Source organism: Amycolatopsis sp. NPDC045836, assembly GCF_056431745.1.
This window is the reverse complement of the sequence record NZ_JBWKKF010000012.1, coordinates 210,814-236,920: the sequence shown is the minus strand read 5'-3', so window position 1 is coordinate 236,920 and position 26,107 is coordinate 210,814. Positions and strand designations below refer to the sequence as shown.

21 protein-coding genes are annotated in these 26,107 nt (G+C 71.3%); 12 read left to right on the top strand and 9 right to left on the bottom strand.

Features of this window, described 5'->3' with window-relative positions:
* The first annotated feature begins 35 nt into the window (after positions 1 to 35).
* Positions 36 to 497: an Lrp/AsnC family transcriptional regulator gene (locus tag AC07EG_RS23910; RefSeq protein WP_478255446.1), complete on the top strand. Its 462-nt coding sequence runs from the start codon at positions 36 to 38 to the stop codon at positions 495 to 497.
* Here AC07EG_RS23910 and AC07EG_RS23905 read toward each other — a convergent pair.
* Positions 494 to 1,801 (bottom strand): NAD(P)/FAD-dependent oxidoreductase, encoded by a 1,308-nt coding sequence (locus AC07EG_RS23905; protein ID WP_478255384.1) that lies wholly within the window; start codon positions 1,799 to 1,801, stop codon positions 494 to 496. The genes AC07EG_RS23910 and AC07EG_RS23905 overlap by 4 nt on opposite strands.
* Before the next feature lie 92 nt (positions 1,802 to 1,893).
* Positions 1,894 to 2,634, bottom strand: coding sequence for a precorrin-6A synthase (deacetylating) (cobF, locus tag AC07EG_RS23900; protein WP_478255383.1), 741 nt, complete (start codon positions 2,632 to 2,634; stop codon positions 1,894 to 1,896).
* Between the two features lie 31 nt (positions 2,635 to 2,665).
* Here cobF and recD2 point away from each other — a divergent pair, with 31 nt between their 5' ends.
* The gene (recD2, locus tag AC07EG_RS23895; protein WP_478255382.1) at positions 2,666 to 4,873 is read left to right on the top strand and encodes an SF1B family DNA helicase RecD2; all 2,208 of its coding nucleotides are present in this window, start codon (positions 2,666 to 2,668) and stop codon (positions 4,871 to 4,873) included.
* Here recD2 and AC07EG_RS23890 read toward each other — a convergent pair.
* Positions 4,859 to 7,279, bottom strand: a complete 2,421-nt coding sequence (locus AC07EG_RS23890) for a BTAD domain-containing putative transcriptional regulator (RefSeq protein ID WP_478255381.1) — start codon at positions 7,277 to 7,279, stop codon at positions 4,859 to 4,861. The genes recD2 and AC07EG_RS23890 overlap by 15 nt on opposite strands.
* Before the next feature lie 529 nt (positions 7,280 to 7,808).
* Here AC07EG_RS23890 and AC07EG_RS23885 point away from each other — a divergent pair.
* The gene (locus tag AC07EG_RS23885) at positions 7,809 to 10,583 is read left to right on the top strand and encodes a helix-turn-helix transcriptional regulator (protein WP_478255380.1); all 2,775 of its coding nucleotides are present in this window, start codon (positions 7,809 to 7,811) and stop codon (positions 10,581 to 10,583) included.
* Between the two features lie 180 nt (positions 10,584 to 10,763).
* On the opposite strand, the gene AC07EG_RS23880 is transcribed toward AC07EG_RS23885, so the two are convergent.
* The 5 genes from AC07EG_RS23880 to AC07EG_RS23860 are packed head-to-tail and all read right to left on the bottom strand — an operon-like array spanning position 10,764 to position 15,840.
* Positions 10,764 to 11,978 carry a cytochrome P450 gene (locus AC07EG_RS23880; RefSeq protein WP_478255379.1) on the bottom strand — a complete coding sequence of 405 codons (1,215 nt, stop codon included), beginning with the start codon at positions 11,976 to 11,978 and terminating at the stop codon, positions 10,764 to 10,766.
* 16 nt (positions 11,979 to 11,994) lie between these two features.
* On the bottom strand, positions 11,995 to 12,750 hold the full coding sequence (locus AC07EG_RS23875; protein ID WP_478255378.1) for a 2-oxo acid dehydrogenase subunit E2: 756 nt from the start codon (positions 12,748 to 12,750) through the stop codon (positions 11,995 to 11,997).
* The gene (locus AC07EG_RS23870; protein ID WP_478255377.1) at positions 12,747 to 12,971 is read right to left on the bottom strand and encodes an acyl carrier protein; all 225 of its coding nucleotides are present in this window, start codon (positions 12,969 to 12,971) and stop codon (positions 12,747 to 12,749) included. Before AC07EG_RS23870 ends, AC07EG_RS23875 begins: the two co-directional genes overlap by 4 nt.
* Positions 12,968 to 14,809 carry an HAD-IIIC family phosphatase gene (locus AC07EG_RS23865; protein ID WP_478255376.1) on the bottom strand — a complete coding sequence of 614 codons (1,842 nt, stop codon included), beginning with the start codon at positions 14,807 to 14,809 and terminating at the stop codon, positions 12,968 to 12,970. The genes AC07EG_RS23870 and AC07EG_RS23865 overlap by 4 nt, the downstream gene beginning before the upstream one ends.
* Entirely contained in the window at positions 14,809 to 15,840 is a 1,032-nt protein-coding gene (locus tag AC07EG_RS23860) for a 3-oxoacyl-ACP synthase III family protein (RefSeq protein WP_478255375.1), read from the bottom strand. The genes AC07EG_RS23865 and AC07EG_RS23860 overlap by 1 nt, the downstream gene beginning before the upstream one ends.
* Before the next feature lie 148 nt (positions 15,841 to 15,988).
* Between AC07EG_RS23860 and AC07EG_RS23855 the strand changes: the two genes are divergently transcribed.
* From AC07EG_RS23855 to AC07EG_RS23820, 8 genes are all read left to right on the top strand, one after another.
* On the top strand, positions 15,989 to 16,654 hold the full coding sequence (locus AC07EG_RS23855) for a response regulator transcription factor (RefSeq protein WP_478255374.1): 666 nt from the start codon (positions 15,989 to 15,991) through the stop codon (positions 16,652 to 16,654).
* Positions 16,647 to 17,993 (top strand): sensor histidine kinase, encoded by a 1,347-nt coding sequence (locus AC07EG_RS23850; RefSeq protein ID WP_478255373.1) that lies wholly within the window; start codon positions 16,647 to 16,649, stop codon positions 17,991 to 17,993. The genes AC07EG_RS23855 and AC07EG_RS23850 overlap by 8 nt, the downstream gene beginning before the upstream one ends.
* Before the next feature lie 103 nt (positions 17,994 to 18,096).
* Positions 18,097 to 18,555: a hypothetical protein gene (locus AC07EG_RS23845; protein ID WP_478255372.1), complete on the top strand. Its 459-nt coding sequence runs from the start codon at positions 18,097 to 18,099 to the stop codon at positions 18,553 to 18,555.
* 11 nt (positions 18,556 to 18,566) lie between these two features.
* On the top strand, positions 18,567 to 19,622 hold the full coding sequence (locus tag AC07EG_RS23840) for a peptidoglycan-binding protein (RefSeq protein ID WP_478255371.1): 1,056 nt from the start codon (positions 18,567 to 18,569) through the stop codon (positions 19,620 to 19,622).
* Entirely contained in the window at positions 19,619 to 20,302 is a 684-nt protein-coding gene (locus AC07EG_RS23835) for an ABC transporter ATP-binding protein (RefSeq protein ID WP_478255370.1), read from the top strand. The genes AC07EG_RS23840 and AC07EG_RS23835 overlap by 4 nt, the downstream gene beginning before the upstream one ends.
* Positions 20,299 to 21,516: an ABC transporter permease gene (locus AC07EG_RS23830; RefSeq protein WP_478255369.1), complete on the top strand. Its 1,218-nt coding sequence runs from the start codon at positions 20,299 to 20,301 to the stop codon at positions 21,514 to 21,516. Before AC07EG_RS23835 ends, AC07EG_RS23830 begins: the two co-directional genes overlap by 4 nt.
* Before the next feature lie 87 nt (positions 21,517 to 21,603).
* Complete coding sequence (locus tag AC07EG_RS23825) at positions 21,604 to 22,077, top strand: hypothetical protein (RefSeq protein WP_478255368.1); 474 nt, start codon at positions 21,604 to 21,606, stop codon at positions 22,075 to 22,077.
* A 5-nt stretch (positions 22,078 to 22,082) separates the two neighbouring features.
* Positions 22,083 to 23,135, top strand: coding sequence for an efflux RND transporter periplasmic adaptor subunit (locus AC07EG_RS23820; RefSeq protein ID WP_478255367.1), 1,053 nt, complete (start codon positions 22,083 to 22,085; stop codon positions 23,133 to 23,135).
* A 33-nt stretch (positions 23,136 to 23,168) separates the two neighbouring features.
* Here AC07EG_RS23820 and AC07EG_RS23815 read toward each other — a convergent pair whose 3' ends face one another.
* The gene (locus AC07EG_RS23815) at positions 23,169 to 24,293 is read right to left on the bottom strand and encodes an allene oxide cyclase barrel-like domain-containing protein (protein ID WP_478255366.1); all 1,125 of its coding nucleotides are present in this window, start codon (positions 24,291 to 24,293) and stop codon (positions 23,169 to 23,171) included.
* A gap of 171 nt (positions 24,294 to 24,464) precedes the next feature.
* On the opposite strand from AC07EG_RS23815, the gene AC07EG_RS23810 reads away from it, so the two are divergent.
* A complete protein-coding gene (locus AC07EG_RS23810) occupies positions 24,465 to 26,063 on the top strand; it encodes an outer membrane protein assembly factor BamB family protein (protein ID WP_478255365.1) in 1,599 nt (532 codons plus the stop codon).
* Positions 26,064 to 26,107 lie beyond the last annotated feature (44 nt).

Here is a 26,107-nt window from a genome sequence, read left to right as displayed (position 1 = left end):
CGAACGATATTCGGCAGGAAGGGAGAGCGGGCGTGCTGGACGAACTTGATTCGGCGATCGTCCGGCATCTGCAGGAGGATGCCCGGCAGTCGAACCGCGACATCGCGCGCAAGATCGGCATCGCGCCGTCGACCTGCCTGGAGCGGACGCGGTTGCTGCGCGAGCGCGGGGTGATCCGCGGTTACCACGCGGAGATCGACCTGGCCGCGCTCAACCGCGGGGTGCAGGCGCTGGTCACCGCCCAGGTCCGGCCGCTGAGCCGGACGGTGATCGACGCCTTCTGGCAGTCCGTGTCGCAGCTGCCCGAGGTGCTCTCGGTATTTGTCACCGCGGGCAGCGACGACTTCCTGGTGCACGTGACCGCGCAGGACATCGAGCACCTGCACTCGTTCCTGGTGGACCGGCTCGCCAAGCGCCGGGAGATCGTCAGCTTCCGCACGTCGATCGTCTTCCAGCACCTGGCGAAGACCGTGCTCGCCCCGCTACCCGAGCACTAGCGCTTGAACCGGGGCAACTCCGGGGAGTCGGTGTCCAGGGGCACGGTGCCCGAGCGGACCAGGCCCAGCTGCACCGTCTGCCGCTTGCCCAGCGCCTCCAGGGCCCAGTCCACCGCGGTGCGCACGCGGTTGCCCGGCATCGCCATCAGGTGGTAACCGCGGGTGACCACCTTCGCCGGGAAGCCGGCCAGCGGGATGTGCAGCGGGTTCGCCGCCGCCTGCCATTCGCCGAGGTCGACGACGAAGCCGAGGTCGCGGTGCCGGTACTCCTTCAGCTGCCCGCCCTTGAGCGAAGCAGCCACGTTCCGCCCGGCCAGCTTGCCCTGGCGCTGCGCGTGCTGCGCGGTCATCGTGGTGATCTCACCCGGCCTGGTCAGGTCCGGCACGGCCGCGGCGTCCCCGCAGGCGAACACGTCCGGGTGACCGGGCACGTTCAGGCAGGCGTCGGTGACCAGCCTGCCCTTCTCGGTGTCCAGGCCGAGACCGGAGACCAGCGGGTCCGGGCGCACGCCGACGCACCAGACCAGCGTGCGCGAGGGCACGTAGTCGCCGTTGGTCAGCCGCACGCCCTCCTTCTCGGCCTCCTCGATCGAGGTTTCCATCAGCACCTCGACCCCGCGGTCGCGCAGCACGCGGTCGGCCGTGCGGGACAGCCGGTCGTCCAGCTCCGGCAGCACCTTCTTGGCCAGGTCGAGCAGCAGCCAGCGGATCGGCTGGCCGTCCAGTTCGGGGTGCCTGGCGGCCAGCGCCTTGGTGAACGCCGGCCCCTGCGCGGCCACCTCGGTGCCGGTGTACCCGGCGCCGACCACCACGAAGGTGCAGCGCTTGGCGCGTTCGGCCGGGTCGTCGCTGGCTGCGGCCAGCTCGATCTGCCGGGTGACGTGGTCACGCAGGTACAGCGCCTCCGGCACCCCGCGGAAACCGTGTGCGTGCTCGGTGACCCCGGGGATCGGCAGCAGCTTGTTCACGCTGCCCGCGGCCAGGATCAGCTTGTCGTAACCGAGCTTGTGCTCCTCGTCCTCCGGATCGAGGTAGGTCAGCTCGTGCGCGCCGAGGTCGGCGTCGGTCACCTCGCCCAGCACGAGCCGGACCCCGCCCAGCGTGGCGGGCAGCGACACCGACACGCGCCGCGGGTCGATCACCCCGGCGGCGACCTCGGGCAGCAGCGGCAGGTACAGGAAGTAGTCGGTGGGGTTGACCAGGACGATCTCGTGCTCGTCCCGGCTCAGTTCCTTGGCCAGTTGCTTCGCGGCGTGGTAGCCGGCGAACCCGCCGCCGACGACGACCACCCGTTTCCGTGCCATTCCGCCTGCCTCCTGGGAAGTGGGATCTCGCGTTCGCGTACCCGGCCCGAGCGCGGCGGAAACAACGATGGCACCACGGCGGCGTGCTGTCGTCAGTCCGTTGGGGCACGCAGGAGGTAGGTGTCCATGATCCAGCCCTTCTCGGCCCTGGCCTCGGCTCGCCGCCGCTGGATTTCCGGGCCGACTTCGGCCAGCGGACCGGAGAGCAGGATCTCGTCCGCCGTGCCGAGGTAGGCGCCCCAGAAGATCTCCAGGTCCCGGTCGGCGTACTGCTGGAAGGTGCAGTTGGCGTCCAGCAGCACCACGGCGTCACCGGGCAGGTCCTCGGCGAGCCTGCGGCCGGTGGTGAGCTGCACCGGCTCGCCGATCCGGTTCAGCGGGATGCGGTGCCGGGCGGCCAGCGTGGAGACGCTGCTCACGCCGGGGATCACCTCGTACTCCAGGTCCACCCGCCGCGACACGGCTTCGACCAGGGTGATCGTGCTGTCGTAGAGCACCGGATCACCCCACACCAGGAACGCCCCGCGCCCGTCTTCGGGCAGCTCCTCGCGGATGAGCCGGGTGTAGAGCTCCACCCGCAGCCGGTGCCATTCGGCCACGGCCGCGCGGTAGTCGACCGGCTGCCGGTCGCGTGGCGGGTCCTCGGCGTGCACCACGCGGTAGTCGCGGCCGTACCGGCTCAGGATGCGCTCGCGCAGTTCGACCAGGTCGCGTTTGGCCGCACCCTTGTCCAGCACGAAGAACACCCCGGCCCGCTCGATCTCGCGGATCGCCTGCACGGTCAGCTGGTCCGGGTCACCCGCCCCGATGCCGACCACCGATATCTTCCTCACCGCCGGAAGTCTGCCTTAGTAGGGTCCGGGCATGACCGAGCCGTTCCGCCACGCCACGCTGGATGCGACGCTCGAACGCATCACCTTCGCCAACGAGGAGACCGGCTACACCGTGGCGAAGGTGGACACCGGGCGCGGCGGCGACCTGGTCACCGTGGTCGGCGCGCTGCTCGGCGCGCAGCCGGGTGAGGCGCTGCGGATGCGCGGCCGGTGGGGCTCGCACCCGCAGTACGGCCGCCAGTTCCACGTCGAGGACTACCGGACCGTGCTGCCGGCCACCGTGCAGGGCATCCGCCGCTACCTCGGCTCCGGGCTGATCAAGGGCATCGGGCCGAAGCTGGCGGACAAGATCGTCGAGCACTTCGGCCTGGACTCGCTCCGGGTGATCGAGCACAGCCCGGACCGGCTGATCGAGGTGCCGAAGCTGGGCCCGAAGCGCACCAAGCTGATCGCCGACGCCTGGGAGGAGCAGAAGGCGATCAAGGAGGTGATGGTCTTCCTGCAGGGCGTCGGCGTCTCCACCTCGCTGGCCGTGCGGATCTACAAGCAGTACGCCGACCGCTCGATCGACGTGGTGCGCACCGAGCCGTACCGGCTGGCCACCGACGTGTGGGGGATCGGCTTCAAGACCGCCGACACCATCGCGAAGGCGGTCGGCATCCCGCACGACAGTCCACAGCGGATCAAGGCGGGGCTGCAGTTCACCCTGTCCGAGGCCACCGGGGACGGGCACTGCTTCCTGCCGGACACCGAGCTGATCGGCGAGGCGATCAAGATCCTCCAGGTGGACGCCGGGCTGGTGATCGAGTGCCTGGCCGAGCTGGTGGACGAGGAGGGCGTGGTCCGCGAGGAACTGCCGGACGGTGACCACGACCGGGTCGCCGCCATCTACCTGGTGCCGTTCCACCGCGCGGAGCTCTCCCTGGCGGCGCAGTTGATGCGGTTGCTGCACACCGGTGCCGACCGGATGCCCGCGTTCGCCGGGGTCGACTGGGGCAAGGCGCTGGCCTGGCTGCACCGGCAGACCGGGGCGGAACTGGCTCCGGCGCAGGAGGAGGCGGTCAAGCTCGCGCTGACCGAGAAGGTGGCCGTGCTCACCGGTGGGCCCGGCTGCGGCAAGAGCTTCACCGTGCGCTCGATCGTCACGCTCGCCGCGGCGAAACGGGCGAAGGTGCTGCTGGCCGCGCCCACCGGCCGGGCCGCGAAGCGGCTGACCGAGCTGACCGGGCACGAGGCCGCCACCGTGCACCGCCTGCTGGAGCTCAAGCCGGGCGGGGACGCCGCCTACGACAAGGAACGTCCGCTCGAAGCCGACCTGGTGGTGGTCGACGAGGCTTCGATGCTGGACGTGCTGCTGGCGAACAAGCTGCTCAAGGCCGTTCCGCCGGGGGCGCACGTGCTGCTGGTCGGCGACGTCGACCAGCTGCCCTCGGTCGGCGCCGGAGAGGTGCTGCGCGACCTGCTGGCGCCCGGCACGCCGATCCCGCACGTCCGGCTGACCCAGATCTTCCGCCAGGCGGGCGAGTCCGGGGTGGTCACCAACGCGCACCGGATCAACGGCGGCGACTTCCCGATCACCCAGGGCCTGGACGACTTCTTCCACTTCAACGTGGACGACCCGGAGGAGGCGGCGAAGCTGACCGTGGACGTGGTCGCCCACCGCATCCCGAAGAAGTTCGGCCTCAACCCCCGGCGCGACGTGCAGGTGCTGGCGCCGATGCACCGCGGGCCCGCCGGAGCGGGGGCGTTGAACGCGCTGCTGCAGGAAGCGGTGACCCCGCCGAAGGACGGGGTGCCGGAACGGCGGTTCGGCGGGCGCGTCTTCCGCGTCGGCGACAAGGTCACGCAGACCAGGAACAACTACGACAAGGGCGCCAACGGGGTGTTCAACGGCACCCAGGGCGTGGTGGTCTCGATGGACCTCGACGAGCAGACGCTGCTGGTGCGCACCGACGAGGACGAGGACGTCGAGTACGAGTTCGCCGAACTGGACGAGCTGATCCACGCCTACGCGGTGAGCATCCACCGCTCGCAGGGCAGCGAGTACCCGTGCGTGGTGATCCCGGTGACCACCAGCGCGTGGATGATGCTGCAGCGCAACCTGCTCTACACCGCGGTCACCCGGGCGAAGCGGCTGGTGGTGCTGGTGGGTTCGAAGAAGGCGATCGGGCAGGCGGTGCGCACGGTCGGCGCCGGGCGGCGGCACACCGCGCTCGCCCACCGCCTACGAGCAGGATGACGCCTCCTCCGTCGGTGCCGCCCAGTCGCCCGCGCGTGCCTGCTTCTCGGCGAGCACCCGGCGCGGCAGCTGGGACCGGGCCACCTCGCGCAGCAGCGGGCTGCGGAACGAGTACTCGACGCGGATGCCGTCGGCCAGCCGCCGGTGCGCCCGCAGCAGGTCCTGCCGCGCGAGTCCTTCCAGCAGCTTCGCCACTTCGCCGAGGTCGTTCTCGTTCAGCGCGGCGACGGCTTCCGGGGCGAACGGGTCGTCGAGCACGGCCGCGTCCCGAAGCACCGCCTTCTCCGCCGGCGGCAACGCGTCCAGCTGCGCCGCCAGCGTGGCGTGCACGGTCGGCGGCACCGCCGGTGCCTGGCACACCGCCATCCGCCACGCCGGGGAGGGCGTGGCCTCCGGCAGCGCCCTGGCGTATTCGGTGGCGAAGCGGGGATTGCCGCCGATGCGCCGCACCAGCCGTTCGTACTGCCTGCCGGGGCGCCCGGTCAGCGCGCCGAGCAGCCGGGCGGTGGCGGCGTCGGACAGCGGTTCCAGCGTCATCGTGGTGGTGTCGTGGCGCGCCGGTTCCGGCTTGCCCGCGGTGACCACGAGCAGCGGCAGCGGCTGCGCCAGGTCCTCGACGAACCGGTGCACCGGCTCACCGGCGTGCTGCAGGTCGTCCAGCAGCACCACCAGCGGTGCCGTGCTCGCGGCGCCTTCGAGCAGCGCGCGGCAGGCCAGCACCGATTCGGCGAGCGCGGCGTTGCCCGGTTCCCAGAGCAGGGTGCGCAGGTGCGCGGCCACCCAGGCGGCGGCGTGCCCGGTGCCGAGCAGCCGGTGCACGGTCTCGGCCAGCCGGGCGGCGGCGGTGCCGAAGGAGTCACCCGCGTCGATCCCGGCGCACGAGCGCACCAGCTCGGCGAAGACCTCCAGCGGTTCCCCGCCACCCGCCCGGACCACGCGCACCGGCTCCCGCGCCGACCGGCCGAACTCGGCCAGCAGCCTGCTCTTGCCGATGCCCGGCTCGCCGAGGACGGCCACCAGGTGCGACCGGCGCCACCGGCGCACCTCTTCGAGCAGCCCGTGCAGCCTGCCCAGTTCGCGGTCGCGGCCGATCATCGGGCCGGTCGCCGGTTCGGCCGCCGGGCTCAGCGGGCCGTCCACGCGGGCGGTCTCACCGGTGGCGGTGAACGCGAAGGCATGCGCGGTCGCCGCCGTGGTCGCCGCGCACACCCGCACCTCACCGGCCGGTACCGCGGCGAGCAGCCGCAACCCGGCTTCCAGCAGCCCGCCGGAGACCTCGGGCGCCCGCCGCCCCGACAGCGACACCAGCGCTTCGCCGGTGGTCACGGTGGCGTGGGCGCGGTCGAGCCGGTCGCACAACGCCAGCGCGGTCCGCACCGCGTTGACCGCGTCGTGCTCACCGGTGCGCGGCACGCCGAACAACACCAGCCAGGTCGAGCCGATCGCGCCGCGCACGCAGCCGCCGTGCCGCCTGGCCTCGTGGTGGACCACTTCGCTCTGCTCCTCGTGCAGTTCGCCGAGGTCCTCCGGGTCCACCGTGGCGGGGTTCGGTTCGGACCGCACCAGCACCGCGCTGACCCGCTTGCGTTCGAGCGTCACACCGCTGCGCGGTGGTGCCTCGGCGAACTCCAGGCGCGCGATGCTGGCCAGCGCGGGCGGGGTTTCGTCGGCGGGCAGCGTCAGCGACGGGTCGTGGTTGAGGATGGCGCGTTCGAGCTCCTGCAGGTCGCGGCTGGGGTCGAGGCCGAGGCTGTCCACCAGCGCGCTGCGCGTGCGGCGGTAGGCGGTCAGCGCGTCGGCCTGCCTGCCGCAGCGGTAGAGCGCGAGCATCAGCTGCCCGGCCAGCCGTTCACGCAGCGGTTCGGCCTCGGCGACGGCCTCCAGCTCGCCGATCACCTCGTGGTGCCGCCCGCCGGCCAGCTCGGCCTCCATGCAGTCCTCGACCGCGGCCAGCCTGGCGTTCTGCACGGCGAGCAGTTCCGGCCAGCGGACGCCGGACTCGATCAGGTCGGCCAGCGCGGGGCCGCGCCAGAGCGCCAGCGCCTCGCGCAGGGTGGCCGCGGCGGTGCCGTGGGAGCGGGCGGTCAGCTCGGCCCGGCCGCGCTCGACCAGCTCGTGGAAGCGGTAGAGGTCGACCTGCCGCGGGTCCAGCCGGAGCAGGTACCCGGGTGCGGTGGTGAGCAGTTCCGGCGCGCCGGGACCGGCCTCGGCGAGCACCCCGCGCAGGTCGGCGATCGCGTTGTGCAGGATCTTCCGCGCGGTCTGCGGGGCGCTGCCCGCCCACACCGCCCGCAGCAGCCTGCTGGTGGCGACCACGTTGTTCGCGTGCAACAGCAAAAAGCCGAGCGTCGCCCGCCGATTGTGCCCGCTGATGCTGATCCGGTGCTCCCCGGAAAAAACCTCCAACGGACCAAGCACATTGAATCGCATGACCGTCCGCCCTCGGTCGGTGAATCGTATTCGGGACTGGACTGCTAGCGCCCGATCGGGGCGGACTTTCTCAGAAAGCTTACCCGGCGCGGTTCGGCTGGGGAAGGGGTTGGGTGGGTGATTAAGCGGCTTGGTCAATTATTTACTTAGAAAATGCTTATAACCAACCGGTCACGGTCCAGTGGGCGGGATTGGCCCCGGCGCGGGGCGTGTCGCGCGCTAAAGCGTCCTCGCAACCGCCCTGCTCGAGGCTGCTTCCGGTACGGAAAATAATCGAGTGCACACCGAGAATAACTCCGCCATACGGATTAGTACGGGCTAGTGCATCCTCATCAGATCGCAGGTCGGCGCCGCTTCGATGTGCGCCGAATTTCCGGCCAATGGGTCGGTTTTCGCGACTTTCCTACGAAAGTTGCTAGTTTGGCCAACAGTGCAACGGGGCGCTGCTGGTCGGCAAGGAAAGCAGCACCGTCGCCACGGTGCCGAGCGATCCGGGGGGATGGCAATGGAACTGGTGGAACGAGGGGAGCAGTTGCGCGCACTCGGCCTGCTGCTCAACGAAACGCTGGTCAGGAAAGGTCAGGTCGCGTTGCTGGACGGTCCGGCGGCGAGCGGCAAAACGGAACTGCTGCGGGTGTTCGCCGAACGCGCGCAGAAATCGGGGGTGCTATTCCTGAGCGCGCTGGGCTCGCGGTCGGAGCGGGCGCTGCCGTTCGGCGTGATCAGCCAGCTGGTGCACAGCGCGGTGCTGCCGCCGGACCTGCAGACCCGGCTGGTGCGGCTGGTCGAGCAGGGGGTGGCGACGGCGCTGGCCGCCCGCTCCCGCGGTGAGCCCGCCGAGCTGGCGCCGGTCTTCCACGGCATCTCGCTGGCGCTGCTGGAACTGGCCGCGCTCGACCCGCTGCTGATCGGCGTGGACGACCTGCGGCACGTGGACACGCTCTCGCTGCAGTGCCTGCTGTACCTGATCCGGCGGCTGCGGTCGGCGCGGATCCTGGCCGTGCTGGTCGACGACGTCGACCCGGCGCCGTCCCAGCGCCCGTTCAGCGGGGAACTGCTGCGCCAGCCGCACTTCCAGCGGATCAGGGTGGCACCGCTGTCCGAGGCCGGGGTGGCCGAACTGCTCGCGCGCGGTGAACTGCCCACCGGGCTGGCGCCGGAGTTCCACGCCGCCACCGGCGGCAACCCGCTGCTGCTGGCGTCGCTGGCCGAAGACCACCGCGAACTGGGGACCGCGCGGCCGGAGGGCTACGGCCTGGCCGTGCTGAGCTGCCTCCACCGCGGGGACCCGGTCCGGGCGCGGGTGGCCAGGGCGGTGGCCGTGCTCGGCGGGCAGGGCTCACCCGAGGCGCTGGCCGCGCTGGCCGGTGCCGATCCGGAGGTGGTGCGGCAGAGCCGTGCCGCGCTGACCGCGGCCGGCCTGCTCGGCGGCGGGGTGTTCCGGCACCCGGTGGGCAGGCGGGCGGTGCTCGACGACCTCGGCCCGGACGACCGGATCGACCTGCACCGGCGGGCGGCGCGCCTGCTGCACGAGGAGGGCGCACTGGCGCTGACCGTGGCCGGTCACCTGATCGAGGCCGCCGACGTGGAGCCCCCGTGGGCGGTGACGGTGCTGCTGGAGGCCGCCGAGCAGGCCCTGCTGTCCGACCGGATGGAGCTGGCCGCCGACTCGCTGCGGCTGGCCCACCGCGCCAGCCTCGGCGACGCCGACCGGGCCGCCATCCGCGCGCGCCTGGCCTACGCCGAATGGCAGGTCAACCCGGCCGCCGCGGCCGAGCACCTCGGGCCGCTCATCGCGGCCGTGCGGGCCGACCAGCTCAACCGGGGCGACTGCATCTTGCTGATCCGGCAGCTGCTCTGGCACGGCCGGGCCGACGAGGCGATGGACCTGCTCGACCGGCTGCGCGGCTCGGTGGCCGAGCAGCACCCCGAGGCGGCGGCCGAACTGCGGCACACCGAGCTGTGGCTGACCAGCGTGCACCCGCCGCTGGCCCGCCGCGGCCGCCCGTTCGTCCGGCAGGTGGAACCGGCACCCGCGCTGGTCACCCCGCAGGCCGACCCCGGGCTCCAGGCCACCGCGATGCTCGCCGACGCGCTCGCACGCGGCCGCAGCCACGAGACCGTCGACCGGGCGGAACGGGTGCTGCGGGACATCGACCTCAACCGCAGCACCTCGTGGGCCGAGGAATCGGCCATGCTGGCGCTGCTGGTGCTGATCAGCGCGGGCCGGGCGAAGAACGCCGCGGAGTGGTGCGACCGGCTGCTCGGGGCCGACGAGACCCGGCGGGCGCCGGTCTGGCGGGCCATGTTCGCCAGCGCCCGCGCCACCATCGCGGTGCGCCAGGGTGAACTGGCCGCCGCGGCCGAGCACGCCGAGCTGGCGCTGACCCAGATGGCGCGCAAGTCGTGGGGTGTGGCGATCGGCCTGCCGCTGGGCAGCCTGATCCTGGCGAAGACCCGGATGGGCCGGTTCGAAGAGGCCGCGCAACTGGTCACCTACACCGTGCCCGACGCCATGTTCGGCAGCCGGTACGGCCTGCCGTACCTGTACGCGCGCGGCAACTACCACCTGGCCACCAACCACCACCACGCCGCGCTGGCGGACTTCCTGTCCTGCGGGGAACTGATGCAGGGCTGGCGGCTGGAGGTCTCCGGCCTGGTGCCGTGGCGGACGTCGGCGGCCGAAGCGTGGCTGCGGCTGGGCAATCTGGAGCAGGCCCGGTTGCTCGTGCACGACCAGCTGGCGCAGCCGGGTACCGACGGCTTCCGCACCCGCGGTGCGTCACTGCGCCTGCTCGCCGCGCTGAGCCCGTTCCCGCGGCGGCTGGCGTTGCTCACCGAAGCACTGGAACTGTTCGAATCGGCCGGTGACTGCTACGAACAGGCGCGGGTGCTGGTGGACCTGAGCCGGGTGCACTACGAGGCCGACGACAAGCGCCGCGCGCGGAAGGTGTTCCGGCGGGCGTGGCACCTGGCGAAGGTGTGCGACGCGCAACCGCTGTGCGCGGAGCTGCTTTCGGCGAGCAGCGATCTGTCCACAGGGGCCAGTGCCGGTGAGGACACCGCCGGCATCACCTCACTGACCAGTTCGGAACGCCGGGTGGCGGCCCTGGCCGTGATCGGCTACACGAACCGGGAGATCGCCGGGAAGCTGCACATCACCGCGAGCACGGTGGAACAGCACCTGACGCGGGTCTACCGCAAGCTCAACGTGAAACGCCGCAACGACCTGCCGCTGGACCTGCGGGCCGAGCCGGCGCCGCGGATCCGCCTGGCATAACAGGGGTTATGGGGACGGGCAGTAGAAAGCCCCCGGCGCTCGAGGGGGAGGTGGCGCCGGGGGCTCGTGGTCGGCCGAGGGGGGTGGCCGACGGGGCAAGCGTACCGCGTGGTCTGGCTCCGTGGGGGGCGAAGGCCGGAATTCTCGATTTCGGCGGCCAGGTTCACCCGGGAGGCGTCCCTACCAGGCCACCGGGAGCGCGTGCAGGCCGTAGACCGCGCCCTGCCGCTTGTACGGCAGGTCCTCCACCGGCGCGGCCAGCCGCAACGTGGGGATTCGCGAGATCAGCTGGGAGAACAGGATTTCCAGTTCCAGCCGGGCGAGGTTCTGCCCGACGCACTGGTGCACCCCGTAACCGAAGGCGATGTGATGCCGCGCACCCCGGTGGACGTCGAACACCTCGGGGCTCGGGAAGACCCCGGGATCCCAGTCCGCGGCCCCGAGCAGGGCGATGATGCCCTCACCCGCCTTGATCACCGTTCCACCGACTTCGAGGTCCTCGGTGGCGATGCGGGCCGGCACGATGTCGCCGATGCTCAGGTACCGCAGCATTTCTTCGACGGCCGGGCCGACCAGCGCGGGATCGGCGCGCACCGCCGCCAGCTGGTCGGGGTTCTCCAGCAGGGCCAGCGTGCCCAGCGAAATCATGTTCGCGGTGGTCTCGTGGCCGGCGTTGAGCAGCAGCAGGATGGTGGCCAGCAGGTTCTCCCCGGTCACCTCCCCCTTCTCCAGGTGGTTGTGCACCAGGCTGCTGACCAGGTCGTCGTCCGGGTGGCGCTGCTTCTCGGTGATCAGGTCCCCGAGGAAGGCCCTGATCTCGGTCATCGCCTTGGCCACCTGCTCCGGTGTGCTGTCGAAGGAGAGCAGGATGCTGGTTTTGTCCTGGAAGAACTCGTGGTCGGTGTAGGGCACGCCGAGGGTGCGGCAGATCACCAGTGACGGCACCGGGAGCGCCAGGTGGGTGACCAGGTCGGCGGGCTGGTCCTGGGCCAGCAGGTGGTCGAGCTGCTCGGCCACGATCCGCTCGATGGCCGGGCGCAGCACCTTCATCCGCCGCACGGTGAACTCCGGGATGAGCATCCGGCGGTAGAGCGTGTGCTCCGGCGGGTCCTGCCGCATGAACGGCGGTTTGTGCCCCTGCTTGACGATGTCCTTCTGGATCGGGATCAGCGGCGGGAAACCGGGTTTGGTGATGTCCGCGCTGACCGTCGGGTGGGCGAGCACGGTACGGGCGTCGGCGTAGCGGGTGAGCAGCCAGGCGGGGGTGCCGTCGGGCAGCTGCGCGCGGACCACCGGTTCGCTCTCCCGCAGCTTCGCGTACTCGGACGGCGGGTCGAACGGGCACCTGCGGGCCATCGGGAACTCCGGGATCTCCGCCGCCGGGTCCTGGGTCATCGGGGTGCTCCTTCATCTAGTGGGGGGAGGGGGTGAACTGCTCCAGCGCCTGCTTGAGGTCGGTGAGGACGTCGGCGGCTTCGGCGCCGTCGATGACGCGGTGGTCGAACGCCAGGTTCAGCCGCATCACCGGGGCCACGGTGACGGCGCCGTCGCGGACCACCGGGCGGTCGGTGATCCGCCCGAGGCCGAGGGTCACCGTGGTGCCGCCGACGGAGTGGAAGCCGTCCACCGGCCGGTGCCCCAGCGAGGTCACGGCGAAGGTGCCGAACCGGGCGGCCCGCACGCCGAGCGGCCGCACCGCCATGGCGAACAGCACCCGCCCGAGCCACGGCGGCAGCCGGTGCAGCTTCCGCGCGCCCTCGAACTCCGGCATGGTGTCGGGGTCGCCGTCGCGGAAGTGGTCCACTCTGGACTGGATCTCGGCGAGACCGGCCTCGTGCACGCCGCCGAGCACGGTGGACAGCACCACCCGCCGTCCGTTGACGTGCTTGTCCAGCGTCACCTTCGCGGCCACCCCGCCGAACCTGGCCACCTTGCCGCCGTTGACCGCCGCGTTCGCCTCGGGGTGCTTGGTGAGCACGCGGGCGGCGGCGTGCACCACGTAGGTGAGCACGGAGTACCGGTGGCCTGCCGCCTTCGCGCGCTCGCGGTGGGCGACCACTTCGGACATGTCGACCTCGGTGTCCAGGAACACCGGGGAGAAGCGGCGGATCTCGCGCAGGAAGTAGAGCGTGTGCCGCCGTTCACGGGGGATCGCCGGGAAGCTCATGCCGCCACCAGCGAGTACACGTCGGCGAGGCTGCCCGCTTCGAGCAGGTCCGGCAGCGAGACCGCCCGCCCGGTGCGCTTCTCCACCGCGGTCAGCAGCCACAGCAGGTGCACCGAATCCCAGCCGGGCAACTCGTCCAGGCTGCGGCCGGCGTCGGCGGTGGTCACCGGCAGGCCCAGTTCGTCGCGGACCAGTGCCAGCAGGTCGTCCACGTTGTTCATCGCAGTGGCCCTTCGAAGTGCAGGTCGACGTGGGTGGGGACCTCGGGCACCCGGCCGAGGTCGTGCCGGAACCGGGTGGCCGGCCCCTCGGGGTCCGGCAGGGGGGTGAAACCGTAGCGGGGGTAGAAGCCGGCGACCTTGCCGTTCTTCGCGGTGGGCCGGTAGCTGCCGAACACCTCGGTGATGCCGTGCTCACGGGCGTGGGCCAGCAGCGCGGCGAGGCAGGCCTGCTCGATGCCGCGGGAGAACACGCGGCAGCTGAGGACGAAGTTCTCCAGGTGCAGCGCGTGGTGGTCCTGCCGGGCGAAGACCACGCCGACCAGGCCGTTCTCGCCGAAGCGGTCGCTGGACCGGATGGCCAGCACGTGCCGCGCCGGGTGTTCGGCCAGTTCCCGCACCTCGGGCAGTTGCAACCGGCGTGTCGTCAGGTTGAACTGGTTGGTGCGCAGGGAAAGCTGTGAAACGCGCGGGAGTTCCTTCTCGGTGGCCGGGGCGAAGCGCACCCGGACTCCGAGCTCGGCGAGGTACTGTTCGATGGAGTCGAAGCTGTCCAGGAAGTCCTTCCTGGACAGGTCTTCGCGGTACTTGTCCACCCGGGCCCGGTCCTCGGTGGTCAGTTCGAGCACGTCGAACCAGCCGTCGGTGAGCAGGGTGCCCACGTGCGACGCCGGGTCCCCGGTCACCGGGAGCACCGCCACCCCGGGCAGCGACTCGCGGACCAGCCCGCATTCCAGCGGGTTGTCGTCGACGAAGGCGAAGGCGTCCACGCCGAGGTCGAGGTCGGCGGCCAATTGCTCCAGGTTGTCGTGCTTGGGCCGCCAATTCGCGATGACCCGCACGAAGTCCTTTTCGCCCAGGGTCATCCGCGGGTTCTCGGTGAGCGCCTTCCGGACCGGTTCGAGATCGTTCTTGCTCACCACCGCGAGCAGCACCCCCTGCGCGCCGATCTGCTTGACCACCCGCTGGAACGCGCCGAACGCCTCACCGCGGTGGGTTTCCGCGACCTCGACGCCGTCGTACCCGTCCTCACCGAGGACGCCGCCCCACACCGTGCCGTCGAGGTCGAGCACCAGGCACTTCTTGGTGCGACCGGCGGTGTTCCGGGCCAGGTGGCCGATTTCACGGGCGTACCGGGCGAGCAGTTCGGCGGACAGGTGCATCTTCGCGTAGACCGACATCCGCGGGTCGGCCACCGGGATTCCTTCGGCCAGCAACGGGTCCAGGTCCACGGTGAGCACACCCGGGTGTTGTTCGCCGAAGCGCAGCAGCCGGGCGTTGGCCTCCCGCCACAGCGCGCCGAGTTCGGCCCGCGAGCGGTGGTCGACCAGTTGCGCGGTGAACCGGTGGGGCAGCGGCAGGGTGTTCAGCACCAGGGTGCCCTTGCTGTTCGCCTCGAAGATCGACGCCAGCTTGCCCAGCACGGCCAGCTTCTCGTCGAGCACCGCACGCACGTCGGCGGGACGCCACGGCACCGGGACCTCGTCGAAGACCACCTCGGCGTCGAGCACGCACAACGTCAGTTCGGCCCCGGCGCGGTAGATGGCACTGTCCGGATCGGACAGTTCGGCCAGGTAACCGCCGAAGTCGCCCACCGTGGGGCGGAGCAGCAAGCCGTGCCGGGCGGTCTCGGCGGTCAGCGACGGAACCAGCGGCGCCAGCGTGCCGTGGCCGGTGATCGCCACCCGCACCACGGTCGCCTCGTCCTCGCCGACCGCCAGCTGCGAGAGCAGCCGCCCGGCCCGCGCGAGTTCGGCCGGACCCAGGCCGGTGAGCAGTTCGGGCACGCGGTGGTAGGCACCGGCGAGCCGGCCGTCGCGGTAGGCGGTGAAGAAGTCCATCAGTTCTTCTCCACCGCGAACCCGGACTTGATCCACTTGCTGGATTCGATGGCGATCCCGGCCACCCGATCGCCCCGCGTCAGCCACGGCAGTACTCTTTCCAGTTGCACGAAGGGCATCGCATTGCCGATGTTGCCGGTTTCGGCCACGCAGCTGACTTCGTGGGCGTCCGGTGCGCCGAGCCGTTCGACGATGTTCGCGGTCATCTTCCCCGACAGCTGCGGCGGCAGCAGGTAGTCGAGTTCGGTGGTGGACCAGTCCAGTTCGCCGAGGATTTCGTCCAGCGCTTCGGCGGCCAAACCGGGCACCGACTCCTCGATCGCCTTGTAGTCCTCCAGCACCGGCGCCCGGTCGTCGTCGCGGTCGGCCACGCCGAACCACTCGACCACCTGCCCCGGCGGGCGGCCGAGCCCCACCAGCCGGACGAACACGTGCCGCAGTTCCACCGCTTCCGGTCCCGGCTCGGTGCTCAGCACGGTCGCACCGGCACCGTCACCGAAAAGGATGAAGTTGACCTGCTGCGCGGGGGTCAGCGCGGTGAAGTCGGTGTCGAAGTCGAGGTGCTTGACGCACACGTCACCGCCGAGCACCAGCGCGTTGCGGTGGCGCCCGGTGGAGAGCAGCTGGCGCGCCAGGTCGAGCGCCTGCACGGCCCCGGTGCAGCCGGACTGCAGCTGGTAGGTGGGCACCTCGTTGATGCCGAGCCGGTCGGCGACCAGGTTCACCGTGGCCGGCATCAGCTGGTCGGGGGTGGCGCTGCCCATCACCACCAGGTCGATCTCACCCGCCGCCAGCCCGGCCCCGGCCAGCGCCTTGCGGCCCGCCTCCTCGCCGAGGTCGGCCAGCGTCGCGTGCGACTTGCCGGTTTCCGGGTCGACCGCCAGGTGGCGGGTCCGGGTGCCGATGAAGGTGTCCACCCACTGCTGCCACGCACCGGTGGTGCCGAACCGGGCGGCCAGCGCCGCGTTGTCCACCAGCGGCCCGGGAAAGGCCGTACCGGCGGCCAGGACGTACGTTTGACGGGCGCCCATCACTTTCCTCTCTGCCGAGAATTCGCTTCATGTTCGGCCGGTTGGCTAAAACCCTGCTTTGCTGGGGCTAGTGCGCCCGGAGACTCAGCCGCTTCTAATCCGGTTGTGCGATCGTGTTTCCATCGGTGATTAGGACAGGGGCGACGCTATGCGGGTTCTGGTGGTCGAGGACGACGTCCGCCTCGCCGAGGTGCTCTCGTCCGGGCTCACGGCCGAAGGGTTCGACGTGGACGTGGTCCACGACGGGTTCGACGGTTACTGGCAGGCCCGCGAAGGGGCGCACGACGTGGTCGTGCTGGACGTGCTGCTGCCCTCGATCAGCGGGTACACCGTCGCCAAGCGGCTGCGGGCCGAGGAGGTCTGGACGCCGGTGCTGATGCTCACCGCGAAGGACGGGGAATACGACGAGGCCGACGGGCTCGACGTCGGCGCCGACGACTACCTCCGCAAACCGTTCTCGTTCGTGGTGCTGGTGGCCCGGCTGCGGGCGCTGGCCCGCCGCGGGGCGACCCCGCGGCCTCGGCTGCTCAGCCACGGCGGGCTCTCGCTCGACCCGGAGTCCGGCGAGTGCATGGTCAACGGCAAGCCGCTGACGCTGCAGCCGAGGGAGCGCGCGCTGCTGGAGGCGCTGCTGCGCAACCGCAACCGGGTGATGTCGAAGGACCGGCTGCTCAACGCGGTCTGGGGGCTGGACTCGGCGGGGGACACGAACCTGGTCGAGGTGTACGTGTCCTACCTGCGCCGCAAGATCGGCGCGGCCCGCATCGAGACGATCCGCAGCCTGGGGTACCGCCTGGTGGACCCGGATGCCTGAGGTGCGGCCGCGCTCGCTGCGGCTGCGGCTGACCCTGGTGGTCACCCTGGCGGTCGGCCTCGCGCTGACCGTCGCCTCGTTCATCCTGGTCAACAGCATGTCCAACACCCTGTTCGGCAGCCTCGCCGACGCCGCCGCGGGGCAGGTGGACAAGGTGGCGGAGGCACTCGAACGCGGGCAGCCGCTGCCGCCGGACGACCCGGCGGCAGCCACCATGATCACCGTCGAGGACGCCTCCGGGAAGGTGGTCGCGTCGGTGCCGGAGACCGGCGCCAAGGCCATCGAAGGCCGCCCGGTGCCCGCCGAGCGCTCGCGCGCGACCGAGGCGCAGACCGGGGGCAAACCGCCGGCGGAGGACTTCGAGATCGTGCCCGCGCGCACGGTGTCCACCCCGCAGGGCGACACGCGCACGGTGCGGGCGATCTCGCGGTCCGGGCAGGTCACCCAGAGCATCGACCTGGTGGTGAACACGCTGCTGGTGGCCGCGCCGGTGCTGACCGCCTTCGTCGGCTGGCTGACCTGGTTCGCGGTGGACCGGGCGCTGCGCCCGATCGAGCTGGTGCGGCGGCGGGCCGAGGCGATCAGCCACTCCACTTTGGACGAGCGGCTGCCGGAGCAGGACACCGGCGACGAGGTCGGCAGGCTGACGGAAACGCTGAACCGGATGCTCGACCGCATCGCCTCCGGCGCCCGGCGGCAACGCGAGTTCGTTTCGGACGCCTCCCACGAACTGCGCACGCCGCTGGCGGCCATGCGGGCGGAGCTGGAGGTCTCGCTGGCGCACCGGGACAGCGCCGATTGGCGGAACGTGGCCACGCGCCTGCTCGACGACCACCGGCGGCTCGAACGGCTGACCGGTGACCTGCTCACGCTCGCCCGCCTGGACGAGGCGGCGGTGTCCCGGCGGGCGGAACCCGTGCGGCTGGACGAGATCGTGGCGGGGGAGATCAACGCCGTGCGGCACGCCGAGGTGCGGCCCGCCCTGACCCCGGTGCGGGTCACCGGCGTGGTCCCCGAACTCGTGCGGCTGGTGCGCAATCTGCTGGACAACGCCGACAAGCACGCCGCCGGGGTGGTCGCCGTCGCGTTGTACCAAGAGAGCGGCCACGTCGTTTTCGCCGTCGACGACGACGGCCCGGGTGTGCCCCCGGACCAGCGAGAACGCGTCTTCGACCGCTTCTTCCGCGTCGACGGCAGCCGGGACCGCGCCAGCGGCGGCGTCGGCCTCGGTCTCGCCCTGGTCCGCCGGATCGCGCGCAGCCACGGCGGCGAGGTCACCGTGACCACCTCGCCCACCCTCCACGGCGCCCGTTTCCAGGTCCACCTCCCCACCGGCTGAAACCCGCGCCCTTCGCGTATCAGCATTCGCTCAGCTCGGCTAAGTCGCGTCCAAGGCCGGATCGGCACAGTGAGTCGCACAACGGAAAGAAGGGGTGCGACGAATGGTCCGGTTGCCGATGGTGGTCCTGGCGCTCGGCGCGGTGGTGGCGGTCAGCGCCTGCTCGCCGGCCGAGCAGCCGCCGCCACCCACCCAGCAGGCGAGCGTGTACCTGCAATACGCCCAGTGCATGCGTGACAACGGCGTCCAGCTCCCCGACCCGCGGGCCGACGACCCCGGCGCGATGTACGAGGGCGTCGACACCGCCTCACCCGCCTTCGAGAACGCCGATCGCACCTGCGGCGCGATCCTGGCGAACGTCGTGCAGGAGCGCCAGGAGCAGGACCCCGAGCAGCTCGAGCACCAGCAGGAGGAACTGCTCGCCCTCGCCGGGTGCCTCCGGGAACACGGCATCGAGGTGCCCGACCCGGTACCGGGACAGGCCGGTGGTGCCTTCGGCCCCGGCCTCGACCGCCACGACCCCGCGACGGCCGAAGCACTCAAAGCCTGCGCTGAAAGGTAAAGGACGAGCCCATGAAAAAGCGCACGATCGCCGTCATCGCGGTCCCGGTGGTGGTCGCCGGGGCGGTGGCCGCGGTGCTGCTGAGCACCACCCGCCCCGCGCCGCCCGCCGGGGCCGGGCAGCAGGCCACCAACACCGCCCAGGTCGCCGTCCGCGACCTCAGCCGGACCGAGACCATGAACGGGGTCATCGCCTACCGCGACGAGCGCGAGTTGCCCGCGGCCAAGGGCGGCATCGCCACCACCCTGCCGAACGCCGGTGACGCGGTGAAGTCCGGCGGGGTGCTGATGCGCGTGGACGAACGGCCGGTGGTCCTGTTCAACGGGACCATCCCCGCCTACCGCGACCTCGGCCCCGGCACCACCGACGGCCCCGACGTCGCCCAGCTCGAAGAGGCGCTGGTGAACCTCGGCTACGGCAAGAAGTCGAGCACCTATCCCGACGCGCACTGGAATTCGGTGACCACCACCGCGTTGAAGGCCTACCAGGAGGACGTCGGCGCGGTGATCGACGGCACCGCCGCCCTCGGCGACATCGTCTTCACCCCCGGCGACGTCCGGATCGCCAAGCGGAACACCACGGTCGGCGCACCGGTGGTGCCGGGGCAGGCCGTGCTCACCGTCTCCAGCACCGAACGCCTGGTCACCGTCGACCTCGATCCGGTGAACCGCGACCTGGTCACCGTCGGTGCCGCGGTCAAGGTCGAACCACCCAGCGGCGACAAGATCGACGGCACCATCGAGGAAGTCGGCACCGCGCTCGAAGCGAACGCCGAAGGCAAGCAGGTCCACCAGCTCAAGGTGAAACTGGCCGACGCCGCGGCGGGGGAGGACTTCGCCCTCGCGCCGGTGACCGTGCGCTACACGACGGTGGTCGCGCAGCAGGCGCTGACCGTGCCGGTGGCCGCGGTGGTCGGGGTGCCCGGCGGGGGTTACGCGGTGGACGTGCTGCCACCGCAGGGCGGCCCCAGCGTCCGCACCCCGGTCGAACTGGGTGCCTGGGGTGACGGCTTCGTGGTGGTCAGCGGTGGCGTGCAGGCGGGCGACAAGGTGGAGGTGCCGAAATGACCAGGCCGGTGCTCGAAATCACCGACGCGGTCCGCGAATACCCCGGCACCCCACCGGTTCGCGCGCTCGACGGGGTCAACCTGACCGTCATGCCCGGGGAATGGGTGGCCATCGTCGGGCCGTCGGGCTCGGGCAAGTCGACCCTGCTGAACCTGATGGGCGCACTGGACAAGCCGACGTCGGGTTCGGTCCGGATCGACGGGCACGAAGTGGGCGAGCTCAACGACGAGAAGCTCTCCGCCCTGCGCGGTCGCTCGCTCGGCTTCGTGTTCCAGTCGTTCCACCTGCTGCAGAGCCTGAGCGCGCTGGACAACGTCGGCACCGCGCTGATGTACCGCGGCGTCCCGGCCGGTGACCGCCGCCGCCGCGCCGAATCGGCGCTGACCAGGGTCGGGCTGGGGCACCGGCTCGGGCACCGCCCGTCGCAGCTGTCGGGTGGGGAGAGCCAGCGGGTGGCGATCGCCAGGGCGCTGGTCGGGGATCCGGCGCTGGTGCTGGCCGACGAGCCGACCGGCAACCTGGATTCCCGCAACGGCGAGGAGATCCTGCGGCTGTTCGGGGAACTGCACGCCGACGGCGCGACGCTGGTGCTGATCACGCACGACGACGAGATCGCCCGCGCCGCTCCCCGCCGGGTGCACATCCGCGACGGCCAGATCACCCAGGGGGCACTGGTATGACCACCACCGAAGAGCCACCGCGGCTGGAGAAGTCCGTGCTGCGCTTCCGGGACGCGATCGCGCTGGGCAAGCTCGGCGTGCTCGGCCGCCGGGGCCGGGCGATGCTGACCGCGGTGGGCATCTCCATCGGCATCGCCGCGATCGTCGCGGTGGTCGGCATCTCCGCCTCCTCGCAGGCGAACCTGCTGCAGGTGCTGGACGACCTCGGCACGAACTACCTGACGGTGAAGCCGGGGCAGTCGTTCAGCAGCGACGAAGAGGTGCAGCTGCCCGCCGAAGCCGCCGGCCGGCTGTCCATCCTGGACCAGGTGCAGGCGGTGGCCACGGTGGCGCAGTTGGACGTCACCGTGCGCCGCACCGACCAGATGCCCGCCACCGACACCCGCGGTGTGGTGGTGCTGGCCGCCGAAGCCGATCTGCTGTCCACGCTGAACGGGAAGCTGGCCTCCGGCAGGTGGCTGGACGCCGGGCTCTCCGGTTACCCGACCGTGGTGCTCGGCACCACCGCCGCGCAACGCCACGGGGTGGACCTCAGCGAAGGCGGGCAGCTGGTCTGGCTGGGGGAGCAGTGGTTCGCCGTGGTCGGGGTCCTGCAGCCGATGCCGCTGGCGCCGGAACTGGACAGCGCGGCGCTCATCGGCACCGGCATCGCCACGCAGAAGTTCGGCTACCAGGGCTCGCCGACCACGGTGTACGTGCGGGCCGAGCCGGACGACATCAACGCCGTCCGCGACGTGGCCGGTGCGACGGCGAACCCGCAGAGCCCGCAGGAGGTGGAGGTGACCCGGCCGTCGGACGCGCTGGAGGCGCGGGCCGCCGCCGACACCGCCTTCACCACGCTGCTGCTCGGCCTCGGCGGGGTCGCGCTGCTGGTCGGCGGGGTGGGCATCGCCAACGTCATGGTGATCTCGGTGCTGGAACGCCGCAACGAGATCGGCGTGCGGCGGGCGCTGGGCGCCACCCGGCGGCACGTGCGCTCGCAGTTCCTGGTCGAAGCCCTGGTCCAGGCCGGGCTCGGCGGCTTCGCCGGGGTGCTGCTCGGAGCCGGCGTGACGATCGTCTACGCGCTGGTGATGGGCTGGCCGGTCGTGCTCCCGGTGACCGGCCTGGCGGGCGGGGTGCTGGCCGCGTTGCTGGTCGGCGGCCTGGCCGGGCTGTACCCGGCGAGCCGGGCGGCCCGGCTCGAACCGGCGGAAGCGGTGCGGCCCGCCTGAGCGGTTCAGCGCCCGCCAAGGCGGGTTAAGGCCGCTCCAAGGCTGGATCGGCACAGTTCTTCCCAAACCCAATGGAGGTGGACGGCCATGTCGAAGCGGTTGCTCAAGGGCGGCGTGCCGGTGCTGGCCCTGCTGTTCGCGTTGACCGCCTGTGGCGGCAGCGACGCGGGGGAACCGGCGCCGGAGAACAAGACCCAGGACAGCCTGCTGCAGTACGCCCAGTGCATGCGGGACAACGGGGTGCAGCTGGCGGACCCGCAGCCGGGCAGCCCCGGCGCGATGTACGAGGGCGTGGACAAGGAGTCGGCCGCGTTCGTCACGGCGAACAAGACCTGCGGGCACTTCCTCGAAGGCGTGGTGCAGGACCGGCAGGACCAGGACTCCGGTGACCAGGCCCAGCAGGACGAGGAGATGCTCGCGCTGGCGAAGTGCCTGCGGGGCAAGGGCATCGACGTGCCGGACCCGGTGCCCGGCTCGGACACCCCGTTCGGCGACAAGCTGGACCGCACCGACCCGGCCACTTCGAAGGCGCTCAAGGAGTGCCAGCAGCCCCAGGGGTGAGGTCGATGAGGAGGAAGGTCGCGGTGCCGGTGGCGCTGGGCTCGGTGCTCGTCGCCGGGGCCGGGGTCTGGTTCGTGCTGGACCGCGGCATCGGCGACGAGCCCGTCCCGGCCGCGAACCCGGGGCAGACCGCCGACGTCGCGGTCCGCGACCTGACCCGGACGGAGAAGCTGAGCGGGGTGGTCGCCTACCAGGACCTGCGGGACCTCTCCACGGCGCAGAGCGGGGTGATCACCGAACTGCCCGCCCCCGGCACGGACCTGACCAGCGGCGACGTGCTGATGCGGGTGAACGACAAGCCGGTGGTGCTGCTCAACGGCGTGGTCCCGGCCTGGCGGGACCTCGGCCCCGCGGTGTCCGACGGCCCGGACGTGCACCAGCTGGAGACGGCGCTGGTGGCGCTGGACCTGGCCGAGGCGGGTGCCGGTTTCCCCGACGACGACTGGAGCCAGAAGACCACGAACGCGGTCAAGCAGCTGCAGAAGAAGGTCGGCGCCGCGGACGACGGGGTGCTGTCGCTGGGCGAGGTGGTGTTCACCGAGGGCGACGTGCACATCGCCAAGCTCAACGCGCACGAAGGCGGGATGACCTCACCGTCGGCACCGGTGCTGACCGTGCAGAGCACCGACCGGGTGGTCAGCGTGGACCTCGACCCGCTCGACCGGGACCTGGTCGAGCTGGGCGAACCGGTCCAGGTCGAACTGCCCAGCGGTGACAAGGCGGCGGGCAAGATCGAGTCGGTCGGCACCACGCTGGAGACGAACTCCGACAACAAGGGCGTCTTCAAGGTGACCATCACGCTCGACGACCCGGGGCAGGTGAGCGGACTGGCGCTGGCGCCGGTGACCGTGCACCACGTGGCGACCGTGGCGCAGCAGGCGCTTTCGGTGCCGGTGTCCTCGGTGATCGGCGTGGCCGGTGGCGGGAACGCCGTCGTGGTGGTCGCGCCGGACGGCACCACGAAGCAGGTGCCGGTCGAACTCGGCGAATGGGGCGACGGCTTCGTGCAGGTCACCGGGGACCTCCCGGTGGGGACCAAGGTCGAGGTGCCGCTCTGACCCCGTGGACGCGGGGTCAGAGCGGGTGGCCTGCTAGGTGGTGGGCGGGTCCCACTCCCAGTGTTCGACCAGGTCCTTGCACATGAACACCTGGCCGTCGAGATCGGCCTGGCCGGTGACCTTGAACAGCCGGCTGCCGATCATCCCGGCGTAGCGGCCGCTCACGCCGTCGGCCCACATCGCGTGCCACTCGTAGACGTTGCTCAGGGTCAGGTTGTAGACACCGGAGGTGCGGATGGTGCCGTCGCGGAAGGTGATCGTCTGCTGCACGAACTTCAGCCCGATGTCGTTCGCCGGGTCCTTGAACGGGGTGTACGAGTACCCCTTCGAAATGGCGACGAGCCTGCCGTCCTTGCGGAACTCGGATTTGTAGTGCATCGACGAACCGGCCCCCGGTGGCCATTCCCCGCCGTCACCCGGCGCGGGCCCGTATTCCTCGGTCAGCACCTCGCGCAGGCCGACGTGCACCTCGCAGTCGTTCGGGGGGACCGGGCTGTCGGCGGGGTCCTTACCGGCCTCCTCGAGCGCGGCCAGTGCGCTGGACTGCTTCTCCGCCAGGGTTTCCTCGGCCTTCGGCTTCTTCGGGTTCCAGTCCCAGTTCTCCTCCAGCCCGCCGCACAGGTACAACCCCGCGTTCAGGCTCAGCCCCAGCTGGGTGATCTGGAAGGTGCGCGCCCCGACCATGCCCGCGTACCGGCCGCTGACGCCTTCCGCCGAGATGTAGTTCCACTCGTTGTAGTTGTTGGGGGTCACGCTGTAGACGCCGGAGGTCCGGATGACCCCGTCGGCCAGTTCGATGGTCTCCTGCGCGTACTGCAGGATCACGTCTTCCTCGTCGTCGCGGTAGGGGACGTAGGAGTAGCCCTTCGAAGTGGCCACCCAGTTGCCCGCCTGGTCGCGCAGCTCGGCCTTGAAGTAGACCTGGTGGCCCACCTGGAGCCTGCTGCCCACCGGCGGATTGCTCGGATCGGGAAAAATCGGGTACTTCTCCACGATCAGTTCACTCAGGTTGTTGTGGTTGACGCAGTTGTGCGGCACGCCGGTGGCACCGGCCGCGCCCGCGGTCGCCGGAACGGCCGGCGAAGCCAGGGCGAACAACGCCACCACCAGCGCGATCGGGCTTCTGCGCCGACGTGCTTTCCTGCGGGAAATGTGCATGGTTCTCCTTTCGGCGGCTAGAGGCTAGGAGCGCGCGCTAAACCGTGCCTTAGGCCGGAATATTCCGGCTCGGCCGGTCCATAGGGGAGTAAGAGGGGGCTTGGGAGCCGGGGGGAACGGCTGGCATGGTCGAGCGGACCCGCACGCGTTCGCGTGAGAGAAAGGGAGACCATGACCCGATCCAGAACGGCTCGATGGCGCCCGGTCGGCTGGGCGATCGCGGTGCTCTGCGTCCTGCTCGCGGTGGCGCCCGTGCCCGCGGTGAGCACCCCGATCGCCGGCGGGGACTGGCCCACGTGGACCAGGGACGCCCGCGGCAGCAGGCACAACGCCACCGAACGCCGGATCAACGCGGCCAATGTGGACGATCTGCAGCTCAAGTGGGCGCACGCCTTCCCGCGTGGTTCGGGGCAGACCCTGCGCAGCCAGCCCGCCGTGGTCGGCGGCCGGATGTACTTCGGTGGCCCGGACGGGCTCTTCTACGCGCTGGACGCGAAAACCGGTAAGACACTGTGGACGTTCGACCTGAGCGCGGTCGATCCGGCGGTGGGCGCGGCGAAGGTGGTGCGCGACAGCCCATCTGTCGCGAATGGACGGATCTACTTCGGTGACGGCCGTGGTTACCTGTACGCGCTGAACCAGCAGACCGGGGCGCTCGACTGGGCCGAGCGGCTCGACCACAACCCCACCGCGCGGCTGACCAGTTCACCGCTCCACTTCGACGGGCGGGTGTACGTCGGGGTCGCCAGCGCCGACAACGCCGGCGGGGTGGATTCGGCGTGCTGCACCTTCCGCGGGCACGTGGACGCGCTCGACGCGGCGACCGGTGCCCTGGTCTGGCGCCACTACACGGTTCCGGCGCCCGAGGCGGTCGGCACCTGGCCCAGCGGCGCCGTCCACTGGGCGCCGTCGGGTGCCGGGGTGTGGAGTTCCCCGGTGATCGACCCGGTCACGCGCACGCTCTACGTCGGCACCGGCCAGAACTACACCGGCACCGAGGGCGACGCCGACTCGGTGCTCGCGCTGGACGCGGGCACGGGTTCCGTTCGCTGGAAGAACCAGCTGACCCACCCCGACACCTGGCGGGTGCTGTGCGCCGATCCGAAGGCCCCACCCGGTTACTGCCCGGGGTTGTCCGACGGCACCGCGCTCGACTTCGACATCGGCACCGCGCCCAACGTGTTCACCGTCAAGGGCCGCACCTACGTCGGCGTCGGGCAGAAGAGCGGGGTCTACCACGTGCTCGACACCGAGACCGGTGCGATCGCCTGGCAGCGGCAGCTCTCCTCCGGCGACACCACCTACGCCGAATCGGGCATCCAGTGGGGCGCCAGTTTCGACGGTGAACACCTCTACGTGGCCACGAACCAGGGCAATCCGGGGGCGCTGCACGCGCTCGACCCGGAAACCGGGGCGCTGGTGTGGAAAACGCCGAACCCGCCCGACGGCTGCGCCTGGGGTGGGGCCGCGCTGGCGCCGGCCAGCTGCCTGCTGGCGCACGCCCCCGCGGTGAGCAGCAGCCCCGGGGTGGTCTACGAAGGCAGTTCCGACGGCAAGATCCGCGCCTACCGGGCCAGGGACGGCAAGGTGCTCTGGCAGTTCGACACGATCCAGGACTTCCAGGGGGTGAACGGGCTGGTCGGCCGCGGTGGCGGGCTGGCGGCGGCCGGTGGTGCGGTGGTGGCCGGCGGAATGCTCTACGTGATGTCGGGGTTCCGCCCGCTCTACCCGAGCGACAAGGGATTCGTGCTGCTGGCATTCGGGCGCTGAACGCGGAAGGGGGCGGTGAGCGCCGTGGCTCACCGCCCCCTCCG

Excerpts from the sequence above, each read along its gene's own strand:
- AC07EG_RS23905 (WP_478255384.1), bottom strand. The coding sequence starts at position 1,801 with ATGGCACGGAAACGGGTGGTCGTCGTCGGCGGCGGGTTCGCCGGCTAC.
- recD2 (WP_478255382.1), top strand. The coding sequence starts at position 2,666 with ATGACCGAGCCGTTCCGCCACGCCACGCTGGATGCGACGCTCGAACGC.
- AC07EG_RS23885 (WP_478255380.1), top strand. The coding sequence starts at position 7,809 with ATGGAACTGGTGGAACGAGGGGAGCAGTTGCGCGCACTCGGCCTGCTG.
- AC07EG_RS23880 (WP_478255379.1), bottom strand. The coding sequence starts at position 11,978 with ATGACCCAGGACCCGGCGGCGGAGATCCCGGAGTTCCCGATGGCCCGC.
- AC07EG_RS23875 (WP_478255378.1), bottom strand. The coding sequence starts at position 12,750 with ATGAGCTTCCCGGCGATCCCCCGTGAACGGCGGCACACGCTCTACTTC.
- AC07EG_RS23870 (WP_478255377.1), bottom strand. The coding sequence starts at position 12,971 with ATGAACAACGTGGACGACCTGCTGGCACTGGTCCGCGACGAACTGGGC.
- AC07EG_RS23865 (WP_478255376.1), bottom strand. The coding sequence starts at position 14,809 with ATGGACTTCTTCACCGCCTACCGCGACGGCCGGCTCGCCGGTGCCTAC.
- AC07EG_RS23860 (WP_478255375.1), bottom strand. The coding sequence starts at position 15,840 with ATGGGCGCCCGTCAAACGTACGTCCTGGCCGCCGGTACGGCCTTTCCC.
- AC07EG_RS23855 (WP_478255374.1), top strand. The coding sequence starts at position 15,989 with ATGCGGGTTCTGGTGGTCGAGGACGACGTCCGCCTCGCCGAGGTGCTC.
- AC07EG_RS23850 (WP_478255373.1), top strand. The coding sequence starts at position 16,647 with ATGCCTGAGGTGCGGCCGCGCTCGCTGCGGCTGCGGCTGACCCTGGTG.
- AC07EG_RS23845 (WP_478255372.1), top strand. The coding sequence starts at position 18,097 with ATGGTCCGGTTGCCGATGGTGGTCCTGGCGCTCGGCGCGGTGGTGGCG.
- AC07EG_RS23840 (WP_478255371.1), top strand. The coding sequence starts at position 18,567 with ATGAAAAAGCGCACGATCGCCGTCATCGCGGTCCCGGTGGTGGTCGCC.
- AC07EG_RS23835 (WP_478255370.1), top strand. The coding sequence starts at position 19,619 with ATGACCAGGCCGGTGCTCGAAATCACCGACGCGGTCCGCGAATACCCC.
- AC07EG_RS23830 (WP_478255369.1), top strand. The coding sequence starts at position 20,299 with ATGACCACCACCGAAGAGCCACCGCGGCTGGAGAAGTCCGTGCTGCGC.
- AC07EG_RS23825 (WP_478255368.1), top strand. The coding sequence starts at position 21,604 with ATGTCGAAGCGGTTGCTCAAGGGCGGCGTGCCGGTGCTGGCCCTGCTG.
- AC07EG_RS23820 (WP_478255367.1), top strand. The coding sequence starts at position 22,083 with ATGAGGAGGAAGGTCGCGGTGCCGGTGGCGCTGGGCTCGGTGCTCGTC.
- AC07EG_RS23815 (WP_478255366.1), bottom strand. The coding sequence starts at position 24,293 with ATGCACATTTCCCGCAGGAAAGCACGTCGGCGCAGAAGCCCGATCGCG.
- AC07EG_RS23810 (WP_478255365.1), top strand. The coding sequence starts at position 24,465 with ATGACCCGATCCAGAACGGCTCGATGGCGCCCGGTCGGCTGGGCGATC.